At 58.8% G+C, this 14,925-nt stretch carries 8 protein-coding genes; 6 read left to right on the top strand and 2 right to left on the bottom strand.

Going from position 1 to position 14,925, the window contains the following annotated elements; translation table 11 throughout:
- Positions 1–77 precede the first annotated feature (77 nt).
- Positions 78–2,459: an alpha-L-arabinofuranosidase C-terminal domain-containing protein gene (locus ACQK2L_RS19615; RefSeq protein ID WP_425398736.1), complete on the top strand. Its 2,382-nt coding sequence runs from the start codon at positions 78–80 to the stop codon at positions 2,457–2,459.
- Positions 2,456–3,523 (top strand): arabinan endo-1,5-alpha-L-arabinosidase, encoded by a 1,068-nt coding sequence (locus ACQK2L_RS19610; RefSeq protein ID WP_425398735.1) that lies wholly within the window; start codon positions 2,456–2,458, stop codon positions 3,521–3,523. Before ACQK2L_RS19615 ends, ACQK2L_RS19610 begins: the two co-directional genes overlap by 4 nt.
- Before the next feature lie 56 nt (positions 3,524–3,579).
- Here the strand turns inward: ACQK2L_RS19610 and ACQK2L_RS19605 are convergent, their stop codons facing one another.
- Complete coding sequence (locus ACQK2L_RS19605; RefSeq protein WP_425398734.1) at positions 3,580–4,989, bottom strand: PEP-CTERM sorting domain-containing protein; 1,410 nt, start codon at positions 4,987–4,989, stop codon at positions 3,580–3,582.
- 220 nt (positions 4,990–5,209) lie between these two features.
- Positions 5,210–6,373 carry a substrate-binding domain-containing protein gene (locus tag ACQK2L_RS19600; protein WP_425398733.1) on the bottom strand — a complete coding sequence of 388 codons (1,164 nt, stop codon included), beginning with the start codon at positions 6,371–6,373 and terminating at the stop codon, positions 5,210–5,212.
- Between the two features lie 710 nt (positions 6,374–7,083).
- On the opposite strand from ACQK2L_RS19600, the gene ACQK2L_RS19595 reads away from it, so the two are divergent.
- The 4 genes from ACQK2L_RS19595 to ACQK2L_RS19580 all read left to right on the top strand — a co-directional run bounded on the left by ACQK2L_RS19595 (position 7,084) and on the right by ACQK2L_RS19580 (position 14,844).
- The gene (locus ACQK2L_RS19595; RefSeq protein WP_425398732.1) at positions 7,084–11,940 is read left to right on the top strand and encodes a beta strand repeat-containing protein; all 4,857 of its coding nucleotides are present in this window, start codon (positions 7,084–7,086) and stop codon (positions 11,938–11,940) included.
- A gap of 139 nt (positions 11,941–12,079) precedes the next feature.
- Positions 12,080–12,511, top strand: coding sequence for a hypothetical protein (locus ACQK2L_RS19590; protein ID WP_425398731.1), 432 nt, complete (start codon positions 12,080–12,082; stop codon positions 12,509–12,511).
- A gap of 132 nt (positions 12,512–12,643) precedes the next feature.
- The gene (locus ACQK2L_RS19585; RefSeq protein ID WP_425398730.1) at positions 12,644–13,750 is read left to right on the top strand and encodes a DUF1559 domain-containing protein; all 1,107 of its coding nucleotides are present in this window, start codon (positions 12,644–12,646) and stop codon (positions 13,748–13,750) included.
- A 56-nt stretch (positions 13,751–13,806) separates the two neighbouring features.
- Positions 13,807–14,844: a substrate-binding domain-containing protein gene (locus tag ACQK2L_RS19580; RefSeq protein ID WP_425398729.1), complete on the top strand. Its 1,038-nt coding sequence runs from the start codon at positions 13,807–13,809 to the stop codon at positions 14,842–14,844.
- The last annotated feature ends 81 nt before the right edge of the window (positions 14,845–14,925 follow it).

Raw genomic sequence — 14,925 nt, 5'->3', positions numbered from 1 at the left:
AAATAGCGAGTTCAACAATGGCCAACACGAGCCTTCGACGCCCAATTTGCCTCGTAACTTGGCAGCTACTTCTCTGCGTGCCCCTGAGCGTCCTGGCAGCCGAGCCGTTTCAGGTGACGATCGACGGAGATGCCGAGGGCATTCGCTTTAGCCCCGTCATGCATGGCGTATTCTTCGAAGACATCAACTACGCGGCCGACGGCGGTTTGTACGCCGAGCTGGTACAGAATCGATCGTTCGAACACCGTGATCATCGGTACGCCTGGAAGCCAATGGGCGAGGGCGTTTCGACCGAAATCGCCACCGAGGAGCCACTGCACTCGAACAACCCGACCTACTGCCAGGTGGTGGTCGAAACGGCTGACACTGGCATTGCGAACAGCGGCTTCGATGGTTTTGACCTCGAGCAGGGAGGGAAGTACCGCGGCTCACTACATGTGCGGGGCGAGTCGGGTGGCAAGGTTTGGATGGTCCTCCGCGGCGCCAATGGGCAGGAGGTTGCCAAGGCCGAGTTGGGCACGGCGACAGGCCAGTGGGAACAACTCGAAGGCCAACTCACACCCAATAGCGAGCTTCGCGGTGGACAACTCGAGGTGGTGTTTGATCGCCCGGGTACGTACGACGTCGACATGGTGTCGCTGTTCCCCGTCGATACGTTTCGCGGCCGCCGCAATGGCTTGCGAAAAGACCTGGCCCAGAAGCTCGCCGACTTGAAGCCGACGTTCGTTCGCTTCCCGGGCGGTTGCATTGTCGAGGGTCGCACGCTGGATAACGCCTATCAATGGAAGGACACGGTCGGGCCTATCTGGCAGCGAAAACAGAATTACAACCTGTGGTCGAATCGCGAGAATCCACACTACAACCAGACTTACGGCCTGGGGTTCTTCGAGTTTTTCCAGTTCTGCGAGGATATCGGCGCCGAGGCCGTGCCGATCGTCAACTGCGGCATGGCTTGCCAGGCACGCCGTGGCGCACCAGCACCGCTCGACGAGTTGGGTCCCTGGGTGCAAGACGCGCTCGACCTGGTGGAGTTCGCCAACGGCCCGGTCGACAGCAAGTGGGGCCGCTTGCGGGCCGAGATGGGACATCCCGAACCGTTCAACCTGAAGTACCTGGGCGTGGGCAACGAACAGTGGATGGAGGGCTACTTCGAGCGGTACCTCGTGTTCCACCATGCGCTGGCAGCCAAGTACCCGGAACTGCAAATCATCAGCACCTCCGGTCCTCAGGCGAACGACGTGTTCTACCAGTACGCGTGGCGGCGGTTCGACAACGACGTACCAGCCGACATTGTCGACGAGCACTATTACCGCTCGCCGCAGTGGTTCTTGGCGAACTCAGAACGTTACGATAGATACGATCCCCAGGGCCCGAAAGTCTTTGCTGGCGAGTTTGCCGCCCACGAGCCGAATCGTGCCAGTACGCTGCGGGCAGCGGTGTCCGAGGCCGCGTTCATGACCGGCTTGTGGCGAAACGCCGACGTGGTGACCATGTCCAGCTACGCGCCGCTATTCGCCCGCGAGGGCAACGTGCAGTGGGCGCCGGACCTGATTTGGTTCAACAACACGCAAAGCTACGGCACCCCGTCGTACCACGTGCAAGCGATGTACGGCCAGCACGTGCCCGACGTTTCGCTGCCCACCAAGGTGGACGCATCGCAGGTTCCGCCACCGAAGTTCCGCGGTCGGGTGGGCGTGGGCACCTGGCTGACGCAGGCCGAATTCAAAGACATCCGCGTCACTCGCGGCGACGAAGTGCTCTACCAGTGGGACGGCACGCTCGACGGTTGGGACCGATTCGGCGGCGAGTGGTCGGTGGCCGACGGAATGCTGCAACAGACCTCAGAAGCCGAGAATGTCCGCGCCTTTGCCGGCGACGAAGATTGGACGGATTACACGCTGGAGTTGAAAGCTCGCAAACTGGAGGGACGTGAGGGCTTCCTGGTGAGCTTCGCGTCGCGCGACCCGCGCGTCACCAGCTGGTGGAACTTAGGTGGTTGGGGAAACACTGAACATGGTCTTGAGTCGCCCACAATCCCGCTGCAACGCATCCCTGGGAAAATCGAGACCGGCCGCTGGTACGACGTACGCATCGAAGTGAAACCTGCCGCGGTTGTTTGCTACCTGGATGACATGGAGCTACAGCGAGCAGAGTTGAAACCAACCCCCGCGATATTCGCAGCTTCGGGGTGGGACGAGGCGTCGGGTGAGTACGTGGTGGCAATCGCCAACGCAGGCGATGAGGCTCGGCGGGGCGTGATTAACTTGACAGGTGGCGAGTTCACTGGCGACGCGCGGGCGGTTACACTAACTTCCGACTCGCCGCTGGACGTGAACTCGTTTGCCTCGCCCGAGAAGGTGGCGCCGGAAGAGAAACCCGCACAGGTCCACGACGGCGCAGTTGACTTCGAATTCCCAGCCTGCTCGTTTACCATTCTCCGCGCGAAAGGCTCGCGATGAACAACCACACGCTGCTGGAGCGATCCGGCCTTGCACTATGGATCACCGTTCTGGCGTGCGGAGTGGCAACCGCTGACGACAACGCCCTGATCCGAGGGACGTCCAATGCGCATGATCCCTCCAGCATCGTCGAGCACGACGGACGTTACTATTTGTTCTTCACGGGGCGGGGTATCTCGTCCAGAAGCTCCACCGATCTACGAGACTGGCGCACCGACTCACGTGTGTTCGAGCGCAGCGAGACGCCCCAATGGATCTACGAGCACGTGCCGGGCTTTCGGGGGCACTATTGGGCGCCCGACTTGATCGAGCTCAACGGCAAGTACCTGCTGTACTATTCGGCTTCGCGGTTCGGCAAGCAGACCTCGGCAATCGGTCTGGCCGTGAACGAAACGCTCGATCCACAGGATCCGAACTACGCCTGGCGCGACGCTGGCATGGTGGTGAGCAGTTCCGAAGGTGCCCCGTACAACGCCATCGATCCGTCGGTTCTGCTCGATTCAGACGGCCGTTTATGGATGGTCTTCGGCTCGTACTGGAATGGAATCTACCTGGTCGAACTCGATGCCAAGACTGGAGGAGCGCTGCAGGACGCCGCCGAGCCTGTACAACTGGCCTACGCCGAGAGCATCGAAGCGGCAACGCTCGTACGCCGCGGAGAGTACTACTATCTGTTCGTCAATCATGGAACGTGCTGCCGCGGCGTGGAGAGCACGTATCGCATCCTGGTGGGCCGCAGCGAGGACATCCAAGGCCCTTACATCGATCGAGAGGAGGGCCGCCTGCTGGAAGGTGGTGGCACACTTGTGCTCGATACGGAGGGACGTCGAATCGGCCCCGGGCACGTCGCTCCGATTGGCGACCAACTGAAGCAGTTCGCCTTCCATTTCTACGACGGGGAGAACCGCGGGCGATCCAACCTGGCCACCGCGTCGTGGCAATGGTCGGATGACGATTGGCCTTCAGCAACCGACGTTCGCTTGTCCGATCCCAAGGACGTCCCACCACGATGGCCACAACGAACGGCCGAGGCAGTCGAGTCGGATACGACCAAGGAGAAATAGAACGAGCCCGCCGAAGCGGGCTCGTTCGTATTAGAGCTACTCAACCGGGAAGCAGGTTACTTCCGGCGGCAGGCCAGCAATGCCAAGCCGCTCAAGCCCACCAGCGCCAAGGTGCTCGGTTCGGGAACGTTCTGGGTGGTTCGCAGCCAGACGTCGCCTTTGGAACCGAGGTAGTCGATGTAGTAAGGGTTGTTATTCCCATCGACTCCCACCTGCGTGCCCTGGCTCAGACCGGTGAACACACCCTGACGGGTGCTGCCATCGATCAACAGCATATCCACATGGGCGCCGGAATAGCCCGACAGATCGACGGTCAGGAAGTCCCCGTCCGGCGAACTGAGGTTGATGTCGTTGCCGACGCTGACCGCAGCAACACCAGAAGCATCGGCGGTGAACCCGATGGTTCCCACGCCGCCGCTATCGTTGTTGTCGTTGAACAGGCCAAGCTTGAGGTCGCCGGAGATGTTCACAATGGGAGCGGTACCAATGACGTTCAACGTGCCGGTACCGCCTTCGGCGATCAGCATGTTAGTGGTGGTGTCACCATCACCAGTGTTGATCGTACCACCAGACACGTTGAGTGTGCCGTTGGAACCACCGAACGCGCCGATGACGAGGAAGCTATTGCCATTGTCGATCGCGGCGTTGATTGTGCCGCCGCTCATGTCGAGCGTGGCGTTGCTAGCGCCGTCGCGTCCAACAACAAACCAAGCGTTGGAGTTAATCTCGCCACCGGTCATTTGAGCAGCAATGGTGCCCCAGCCACCGACGAAGAACTCGTTGCCGGTGTTGATGGTGCCGCCACTCATGTTGAAGAAGCTGTTGCCGCCTTGGCCGCTGAACTGGTCGCCACCAACCTCAAAGTTACCCAGCACATTCACGGTACCGTTGTCGATGTTGAAGGTCGACGTGGGGCCCCCACCGGTAGAACCGACTTCGATTTCGCCGGCGGAAATGGTTCCCGCCGTGTTAACGTTTATCGTGGAGGTGGTGCCGCCATCCCAGCCAAGGTTCAACTTGCCGTTTTGTGTCGAACCACCAACGTTCAGGCTACCCGAGCCCATGGCGTAGCCCGTAAAGGTGCCGCCGCTGCCGGTGGTGTCGGCCAGGTTGTAGATGGCCGAAGCAGGGCCCGAGCCATTGTTGAAACCCATGCGAACCCAGTTGCCCTCTCCGGTGGACATGAGGCCAGAGAGTTGGTCGAGGCGACCCGCGGTGTTAGAGCCAGCGCCAATGTCGAGATCCCAACCTAGTGTGATGTCGGCGACCATGACCGGAATGTTCGACGTGACGTCGTTGATGATCATGGCACCGTTGCCCGGGCCTGGCAAACCGTTGTTCCAGTTGGCAACGTCGGTCATGTCCGAACTGTTGGTACCCAACCAAGTCGTGTCTGCTTGCGTGCTTGACACGCAAACAGTCGCGGCGAGAAACGCCGCAAGAATCAAAAAGCGTCTAGAATTCATGAGACAAATCCTCGGAGAACAAACAGAGGTGCAAAGTCAGGTCGTGCGTTGAGAAAAGGACTCACGCTGCGAGCAGTCCCAAGCTTGGACGGTGAGAATGCACTACGCCGCCCGTGATGAGTTACCGCCTATTTACGCAGTCTAGTTAGAATCTGCCGATTCATCACCAGCCAGATCTTGAATTTGTCCTGCCAATTTTGGAAAGCGGTAAACCGCCACCTCAGGTGAGCCTGCGCCGATAGGCGCCAGGCGATTCCCCCATCTCACGACGGAAGAAGCGCACTAGGTGGGCATCGTCACGGTAGCCCAGTTTCCACGCGATGCGGCTAATCGTCTGATTGGTGTCGATCAAAAGTCCGGCGATGTACTGCGCACGTTGGCGGTTGATCTCCTTGACCAACGAATGGCCAAGCGCGGCTTTGAACCGATTGTGGAGCGTGCGTTGCGACAGAGCCGTTGCCTTCACCACATCGCCTACCTGGATGATCCGCGACGCGTTGTCGCGTATGAATTGCAGTGCTTTGAGGACATCTGGGTCCTCGATTGCCAGTCGATCCGTCGACCTCCGCACTACCGCGGGCAGTGCGGCCGCTTCGATGCAGCGGGTCTCTGGAGCATGCCCTTCCATCAACAAATCCAGCATCTCCGCCGCGTCGTAGCCTGCCCTCTCGGTAGCGAACGGAATGCTACTCAGCGGCGGATCGCTCAGCTCGCAGATCAGCTCATCGTTATCAACACCCATCAGTGCTAAGTCGTCGGGGATGTTGATGTCGTTCAACTGGCAAAGCTCCGCCACGGCCCGCGCTAAATCGTCATTGCCCACGAACACACCCGTCGGCTTGGGCAACTCGCGCAACCAACGCGTAAGCGATCGATGCAGCCGAGGTTGTTCTGCATCGCTGGGAGCGAGTGGAACAAGGTGGACATGCACTTCATGGCCTCGCTCGGCAAGGCTACTTCGGAAGGCCTCCAGGCGAAGATCGGACCAACGAACATCGGCAAATCCGACGAAGCCGAAATGCCCCAGCCCTTGTCCCATCAAGTGCTCGGCGGCCATTGCTCCAACACCCTGGTTATCGCAAGAAATGTAAAAACCATCGGGTTTTAAAGTGCCAGTTGGCACTACGATCGTCGGCACGCCGGACCGCATCAGGTGTCTCGTCATCTCCGATTCGTGCATGATCACGCCATCGGGGCGATGCTTGAGCAACGACTGGACGGAAACCTCGGCTAACCCGGAAAACCGTTGGTAGTAGGTGATTGCTGGCCTTAAGACCTGCCATGGACGGTGACGATTCGCGTAGTTTGCAATGCCGCGCATCACGCCGGAGTCCCATCCACGCGCCCCGTCCAATAGCAATGCCACCCGGTGTAATAAGCTCATACTGAAAACCTTGCTACGTTATCACTCCACGGACGAAGGCATTCCAAAAATGACAATAGGTGTTCACAAATCGGGCTATTGTCGGGCCAGCTCATGTCAGCTGTAGAAAACACCTACGAGGCTTCGGTATTCTAGCCACACGCGTGCGATTACTCCTGTCGTGCTGGAATCTCCCGTACTCACTCGCCATTTTTCTAACAGAATGATGCTGCGGAATTCCACAGCAACAACTACAGCGTGTCCTAGTGCTGACGCAGTGTTGGTCGCTTGAGCAAGTACTAAGAATGCCTCATAGAGGTTGTATATCGCGCGTTCCCGAGACGACGCTTCGGATAAGCGCGACGCAATCAGTCGCAAGTGGCGACTTAACACTCTCGAGTTCACAAAGTAACGCGTTTTCTAAAAATGGCAATGTTTATTCCCGAATCGGCGGGAGCCAAGATTTATTTCGATGACTAAAATGGATCGAAACGCGGACGTGCGGCGGCCTTATCTAGCACGACCGATTACAAACTGACGCAAACCCCAGACGGTTCTTTTTCGATCTTCTCGGTTGACCACGAGTCAACAACGCCAAGGCGGCAAAGTGGCGATTGGTTAATTCCGAGGCACCTGTTGGTGCTCGACCTATACGCTGCCAGCTTGACTTTTCGTAGGTCTCGATCGTCGAAGAACTCCTCAGGCAACTTTGACTTGTTGGAGAAAAAGTGATGACTGCCCGGCTCGCTTATGTGTTTTGTTCCGTTCTTCTGATCGCGTTTATAGCGACTCCTACACAGGCGGATACAACCTGGTTGGGTACCAACAGCTCGGACATGACCGACGTTGGCAACTGGAACAATGGGCTTCCAAGCGCCGATAACGGGGCGATGATCATCAACGACATCACGTCGAACATTCCAGTCATGACCTCGGATATCACACTCGGTTGGGATCTCGACATCGGCACCGGCGCTAACACTTCTGGTCGCCTTGATCAAACATCCGGTCTCATGTCCACAGGCGAAGGCAACTGGGTTCGCATGGGCTTTAACGACGGCTCGGGACCCGCAACCGCTATCTACAACTTGGCCGACACCAGTGGAACTGGTGGCACTTTTACGGGCTACGCCATGGGCTCCGGCAGCCTGAATGTGGGCGGTTCGACACAAAACGGCAAGGTAAACCTCGGTTGGGACGCCAATACCACGTCGACTCTCAATGTCAACACTTCGGGCACGATCGCCGCTGGCGAGATCGAAGTTGGCTCCACCGGTGGCGGCCCCACGTCGACCTTCAACATCGACAATGGCACCGTGGACGTGATGGGCAACTTTGAGGTTGGTGGCGACCAGTTCAGCGGCCATGGCGGCAACAGCTTCTTTAACATGAGTGGCGGCACGATCAACACCGGCAACGAATTCTTCGTCGGTGGCTGGGGTACCGCAGCCGCTCAGTTGACCGGAGGCGAGATCAACTCCAACGCTTGGTTTGTCGTCGGCCGCGACGGCGCCAGCAACGCCACGCTCGACATGAGCGGCGGCACGATCAACGCCGCGATCGACAATGTCGATAGCTTCCTTGTGATTGGTGCATTCGCCGGATCGAACGGCACGCTCAACCTTACGGGCGGCACGATCAACACTGGTGATGGTGACACCACCACCAACATGCTGATCGCCGAAAACGGCAACGGCACGCTGAACGTCATTGGCAGCAGCTCCAGTGTAAACGTCTCTGGCGACCTGAAGCTTGGCCTGCTGAACTCTAACGCCGACAGCGACGCGATCGGCACCATCGGTTTCACTGCCGACGCTTCAGGATTTACTACTGTTAGCGTTGGAGGCAATGTGAACCTCAGCTCGCCGGATGGCGACTTCCTGACCGTCGATCTGTCGGGCTACACCGGTGCCCACACGGACATGCTGCTCATCGACGGCGTGACCAGCGCCGGCGAGTTCACCGGCCTGTTCCAAGGCGACTCGGTAGGCATGGACGGCAACAACAACGAGTACTTCATCGACTACACCACCGCAGGCGACATTCGCCTTACGACCGCGGCGATCGTGCTGAATCAGTGGGGCATCAATGGCGGCGGCAGCTACAATTTGGACAGCAACTGGCAGGACAACGTCGTGCCGACCGACAATGCGATCTTCGGTGGCGTGCTGACAGCGGACAATGCTCCAGCGACCGTTACGCTCGACAGCGCCGCGTCGGTCGACCGGGTTACTTTCAACAATGGCAACGACTACATCCTGGCAGGCCCCGAGGCACTTACGCTCACTGGCTCCGCCGGCATCAACGCGGTAGCGGGACGCCATTGGGTCCGCGCTGAGCTCGCCGGGACCAACGGCTTGAACACTTCCGGCAGCGGCGAGTTGGTCCTCGACGGAGTCAATTCCTTCTCCGGCGGCCTCTCTGTCGATGGCACTAACCTCGCCATCATCAACAACGGGGCAATTCCAGCAGGCAATAGCATCACGGCCACCAACAGTGCCCAGGTGAGATTCTGGGGCTCCAATAACGCCTTCTTCGGCGACGCCGACGGCAATCCCACCGGCGTTGCTAGCGGCCTGGATCCCAACACAACCCTAACCATCGACGGCAACGTCTCGATCGACGCTTCTAGCGTGGTTGAGGTCAACGACGGTGCGAATGTCGCCTTCACCGGCGTCATCAGCGGCGAAGGTTCCGTTTCGATCAACACTGGCTCGACGGCCGTAATCTCGAACGCCAATACTTACACCGGCGCGACCTTCGTTAATGGCGGCACGACCACCATCAACAACGCTTCCGCACTGGGCGCCGGCGACGGCACTGCCGCCACGCGGACGGTGATCGGTGGCAACGCGAACGATGGCAAGCTCGTCCTGACTGGCAACATTACCGTCGCCGACGAGTTGCTCGAATTCTCCGCCCGCGAAGGCGATGCCGCCGACGCGGTTGGCCTTTCGAGCGACGGCAGCAATACCTGGACCGGCAACGTCATGGGCGTCGCCGGCGGCACGCAATATAACCTCGAATCGACTTCCGGCACGCTCACCCTCGCTGGAACGATCTCCGCGCCCGACAACAGCCCTCGCAACTTCGTCTTCTCGGGTGATGGCAACTTCAACGTGACGGGTGCTATTTCGGATGCCGTGGTCGATGGCGACGGAATCATCACCGGCGACAGCACGACTGGCAATGTGCACGTGTTCAAGCGCGGCAGCGGCACACTGACCGTTGGCCCCGGCACGGCGGAGCCGCGAGACTTCTGGCAAGGCAACACCGTTATCGAAGGAGGAACCCTGCTGGTCCTGGCAGCCGTCGATAACGTAACGGGCCGACTGCAGAATGCTTCTATTCAAATCAACGAGGGTGCTACCCTCGATGTCAGCGACTTCGACAATGGTGGTTATTACGACCTCTGGCCCAACCAAACGCTCAGTGGAGCAGGTACAGTCGTCGGTGCCGACCTGGGCATCGGTGACAACAATGTCGTCACTCCTGGCGACAGCGTCGGCACCTTGACGTTGAACACGGCGGTAACCCTCTTCACTGAGGCCGGCGCTGGCTCTTACAACTTCGAGCTTGGCAACGACAAGGACATTGTGGGCGGCACCGAGAACGATCTGATTGAAATCTCAGGCCAACTGACAGGTTCTTCCGCCGCCACATTTAACATCCACGCAATTGAAGGTTCGCTGGAAGCCGGCACCTACCGCTTGATGAACCACAATGGCGGAGCGCCGAGTTTCTCGGGCACGGTGCAAGCGGTGGATGCTCAGGGCAATGTGCTGAATATTCGCCAATCGATCAGCGTCACTACCACGACCAATCAGGTGAACCTGAACGTTTCTGGTTCAGCACTCAACCTGTTCTGGAAGGGCACACCTGACAACAACTGGAGCGTCGCAGGCACGGCTAACTTTGGACAGAACTCCGTTGGCGGCGCCAGCAGCAATTTCCTCGACCTCGATAACGTCACCTTTGGCAGTGGTGCCAGTTCCACCACGGTGAACATCACTTCGAACGTCGCCCCCAATACGATGACGATCAATGGCGGCGAAAGCTACGAGTTCAGCGGTAGCGAGATCAACGCCACCAGTGTTACCGTAAACGGTGGAGCCACGGCCAGCTTCTCCAACAGCGTTGGTGGAACCGTCGTCGCCGCCAATACCGGCACCCTGGCTGGAACAGGAACGTTCACAGACAGTGTTACGGCTCAGTCTGGCGGAACCATTCGTGTCGGCGGCGATTCGCTCCGCACAGGCGACAGTGCCGGTCTGGTTGACAACTTCGATAGCTACACTACGGGTGGCACCACTGCGGCTACCAATGGAACTTGGGCAGCCGAGGGCACCACACCCGCTAATGCGAACATCATCGCGTCCGACCAAACGCAGTCGCTGCAGGTCATTGGTGGCTCCGCTTGGAGTGGAACCAAACGCGACATCCGGAACACCGACGCTTCTGTGGGCGTGGGCGAAACCAAGACCTACTTCTGGCAGGTCCAACCCTATGACACGGTTGGCGATACCGGAGGTTTTGGCTTCTACGACTTCATGATGGGCCTCACTCACAACGTGTCGAACGTTGATGGCACGGCTGCCAACGCGGACTACAGTGTTCGCGTTATCGTCGACAACGCTCCCACTACACCGTTCGTCGCTGCGAATGACGGCACCGCACCTTGGTGGCAGGCCATCGCCCCCAATGAATGGTTTAACATCTGGGTGGAAGTCGACAACGATCCCACCGCCCCAAGCTTCGACGCCTACGTTGAAGTCAACGGCGAGCGAATTCTATTTGCGGAAAACGCCGCTTGGGGACCCGATGGCGGCCCAGGCCCAGGTGAAATCCTCAACGCGATGGCCTTCATGGCCGGCGGCCGTACTGGCAGTGAGTTCCTGATCGACAACATCTGGTTTGCCGATGGCATTCAGACCACCGACCCGACCGTATCTCCTTGGGCGAGCAGCTCGGTACTTCGCGGCGAGAGCATGAAAGTGCTCGGAGACGTATCGCTCGAAGCAGGTTCGACCATTTCGTTCGACATCGGCAGTAGCGGCATCAACGACCTGCTGGATATCGAAGGGAACCTCGACGTTGCCGATGGCTTCATCCTCGAAGTACTGCTCGACGCCAGCATTTCTGCTGCATCGCTTGCCGACGGCGACACGTGGAACCTGTTCGACTTCGCCAGTGCCACCGGCTCGTTCGACGAAATGGACTTCCTACTGCCGGCACTTAGTGGAAGTCTCTCCTGGGACACTTCGAACCTGCTGGTCGACGGAACCCTGAGCATTTCCGCCCTCGGCTTGCAAGGCGACTTCAATGGCGACGGAGTGGTAAACCTTGCCGATTACACCATCTGGCGAAACAACCTCGGAGCGCCCGAAACCGCGTTGTCAGCAGGCAGTGGCAACAACTCCGGATTGGTCGACTCCGGGGACTACGATCTGTGGAAGTCGAACTTCGGCGCAGTGGCCGCGGCTGCCAATGCCGTTGGCTCGGCCAACGTGCCCGAACCGAGTTCGATCGTTTTGTTGACGGCAATCTGCGGTTGCGGTGCATTGGCCATCCGCCGCCGTGTGAAGTAGAGAAACGAAAGGTCACGGACCTTCAAGATATTGATGCGTTGGGCAGCTTGAAGGGGGCGGTTGTTACCAAGTGAGCGTGACACCGTCCCCTTCAACAATCCTGCAAAATCGTGTTACAAAGATCGGAGCATCCAACTCGATGTGCGGACGAGCGTTGATCACCCCTGCAAGACGTGGCATCCGCGGCATGTGGGCAATCGCATTGCTTGTTACCGCTGTTGGCTGTAGTGGCTCTTCCGTTCCGACCGCCCATCTGGCTGGTAAGGTGACGCTAGGTGGAAAACCGATCCCCAGCGACGCAGAAGCTTTCATCATGTTTGTCAACAGTTCTGCGGAAGGCAAAGAGGCCAAGGTCTCGGTCCCCATCGCCAACGGCCAATACGATTCGCCAGATACGCCGCAGGGAGCAATTACGGTGACATTCTCCATTACCCGCAATGGCCCCACCAAGACGAGTGCGCGAACTGGCGAGCAATACAGCGACGTTATCAACTTGGTTCCAGCAAAGTACTCAACGGGTCTTCCCCTGCAGGTTACCGGAGATAACACCAACCAGAATTTCGACTTGTAGCCCAAGACAAACTAAGCCCGATGCCCACGGAGGGTATTACGGCAACTCGTTTAACCTGACAGACATTACTTGTCGCTTGATTTCCTGTGGCCGTTACCCCCAGGGAGTCGGGAAAACTGAGGGCGCTTAGCCATGAAAAGAACTGTCATTCGCAGCCGCGGTTTCACCTTGGTGGAGTTACTGGTGGTCATTGCCATCATTGGCATCCTGGTAGCGCTGTTGTTGCCCGCCGTGCAGGCGGCCCGCGAGGCAGCGCGGCGGACCAGTTGCACCAACAATCTACGGCAATTGGCCGTGGCTATGCTCAACTACGAGAGCGCCAAAGGGGGCCTTCCGCCCATGGCCCTGGCCTGGACGGCAGCCGATGTTGGCCGCATTTACGGTCCAGGTCTGGGCCCCCCAACGGGCGGGGGTTGGTACGACGACCACGGGTGGTACATTCCGCTGATGCCGTATATCGAGCAGGATGCGGTGGAGGATCTCGGCAACCCGGAAGCATCGCTCAGCCACGCAAGCAATGTAGCCGTACGCAAGGCCAAGATTCCTATTCACTCTTGTCCCACGGATATTGGCTTACAGGAAAACGAGTGGGGTATCGCCACTTGGGCGCGCGTAAGAAGCAATTATGTAGTCAACGCGGGCAACACCGTCTATGGCCAGCATTATGTGGGAAACTGCCCCGGCGCCTTTCCTACCTGTATTGACTACTTGGGAGCGCCGTTCATTCCACGCAAGGTTGGCAAGTTGTCAAAGATCATCGACGGCACGTCGAACACACTGATGATGGCAGAGGTGGTGGTAGTGCCTACGACCCCCGGCTGGGGAGGACCCTACTCCGACGCCCAAACCGCACTTGGCGGCCAGGTGTTTACTGGTTTCCACGTCCCGAATAGCGATCTACCCGATGGACTAGCTCGCCAGGGCGAATGGTGGAGCAACGTCGAATCCGGGTGGCTGGAGCGAGAAATCCCAGTCAACGCGAGTGGAAGACCCGATCCCCCTGTGTCCGTTCCTTCCAGCGGTGGAGGACGCGGTGGTGGGGGTTACTCCGTGCCTGCTGACGCCACAACCGATAGCAATGGTCACAAACAACAGCACGTCTCCGCTCGCAGCAACCACCCTGGTGGGGTTAATGTATCGCGATGCGATGGTTCCATCGACTTCGTGGTTGACGGAATCGAGCATCGAGTGTGGAATGCCATGACCTCAGCCGCCGGCGAAGAGGTGTACAGCGAATAGTGCGGCCCCAGTGTGGCCCTCGCGAACGTCAAGATGCGTAATAAGGGGAAGCGGAAATGGCCAGCAAGAATCGAATGTTGGTGATTCTCGCGCTGCTTGCAGCGGCCGTGGCGGTCGGCTGGTACCGTTCGGAGGTTTATAGCGTTCCCGATGCCAACCCCCGCCCACAACTGATCTTGATGACCGGAGGGAGCAGTCCGTATTGGCAACTGATCGCCAATGGAGCCCAGGCGGCAGCCAAAACAGACGGAGCCGACCTGGAAGTAATGATGCTGGAGCAAGACGAAGATGTCGAGGGCCAGACACATTTGCTGTCCAAGCTGGAGGCGTCGAACGTAGATGGCATCGCAGTCAGTCCTTTGGACGCCGTGCAGCAAACGCGGTTTATCAACGAACTGGCGACCGACACGGTCGTTGTCACGATCGACTCGGATGCTCCGCTCTCAAGCCGCTTGTGCTACGTCGGCGCAAGCAACTACGCCGCTGGATCGCTGTGCGCTCGCTTGGTGAAAGAAGCCAAACCCGATGGCGGCAAAGTGGCTGTACTGGTCGCCAATCTTACGAAGAATAACGTTCTTGAACGCAAGCAAGCCTTGGAAGAAGGGCTCGCAAGCGGCGCTTCGGCAGGGGAGAACTCCGACGCAGTGTACGAAGTCGTCGCCGTGCTGGCCGATGAGGGCGACCTCGGACGATGCTCTGAACAATTGACCCAAACAGTCGAGCAGCATTCCGATCTGGCCTGCGTCGTAGGCGTCAACTCGTACCACGCCGAACAGATCATGGCGGTGCTCGACAAACAAAACGCGATCGGAAAGGTCAAGATCGTAGCATTCGACACCGAAGACGCAACCTTGGAAGGTGTCGAGCAAGGACACATCTACGCCACCGTCGCACAGGATCCATATCACTATGGATACGAAGCCGTGCGATGGCTGGCGCACAATAGTCAGCGGACGGGCAATCAACTTCCATTGATGGGAACTCGGAGCACCGTGCACATCAGCACGAGGGCACTTCGCGGCGACGACGTGCCTGAATTCCGCAAGCAATACCGCGAACTACTGGGAGAAGCCGCGGAAAGCCCAAATCAGTAATCCTCGGGACCTCCGCCTCCAACTCCGGAGTCCAGCGGTCCCCCGTCTCCCCATCGATTCGACGCGTTCTCCCTGCGGGCG

The sequence above is a fragment of the Aeoliella sp. genome, assembly GCF_965227375.1.
GTDB lineage: Bacteria > Planctomycetota > Planctomycetia > Pirellulales > Lacipirellulaceae > Aeoliella.
The sequence above is the reverse complement of the archived record's forward strand: the minus strand, read 5'-3'. Positions and strand labels throughout refer to the sequence as shown.

Bases quoted from the DNA above. Each gene is read 5' to 3' on its own strand.
- ACQK2L_RS19590 (WP_425398731.1), top strand. From the start codon at position 12,080: ATGTGCGGACGAGCGTTGATCACCCCTGCAAGACGTGGCATCCGCGGC.
- ACQK2L_RS19605 (WP_425398734.1), bottom strand. From the start codon at position 4,989: ATGAATTCTAGACGCTTTTTGATTCTTGCGGCGTTTCTCGCCGCGACT.
- ACQK2L_RS19610 (WP_425398735.1), top strand. From the start codon at position 2,456: ATGAACAACCACACGCTGCTGGAGCGATCCGGCCTTGCACTATGGATC.
- ACQK2L_RS19600 (WP_425398733.1), bottom strand. From the start codon at position 6,373: ATGAGCTTATTACACCGGGTGGCATTGCTATTGGACGGGGCGCGTGGA.
- ACQK2L_RS19595 (WP_425398732.1), top strand. From the start codon at position 7,084: ATGACTGCCCGGCTCGCTTATGTGTTTTGTTCCGTTCTTCTGATCGCG.
- ACQK2L_RS19585 (WP_425398730.1), top strand. From the start codon at position 12,644: ATGAAAAGAACTGTCATTCGCAGCCGCGGTTTCACCTTGGTGGAGTTA.
- ACQK2L_RS19580 (WP_425398729.1), top strand. From the start codon at position 13,807: ATGGCCAGCAAGAATCGAATGTTGGTGATTCTCGCGCTGCTTGCAGCG.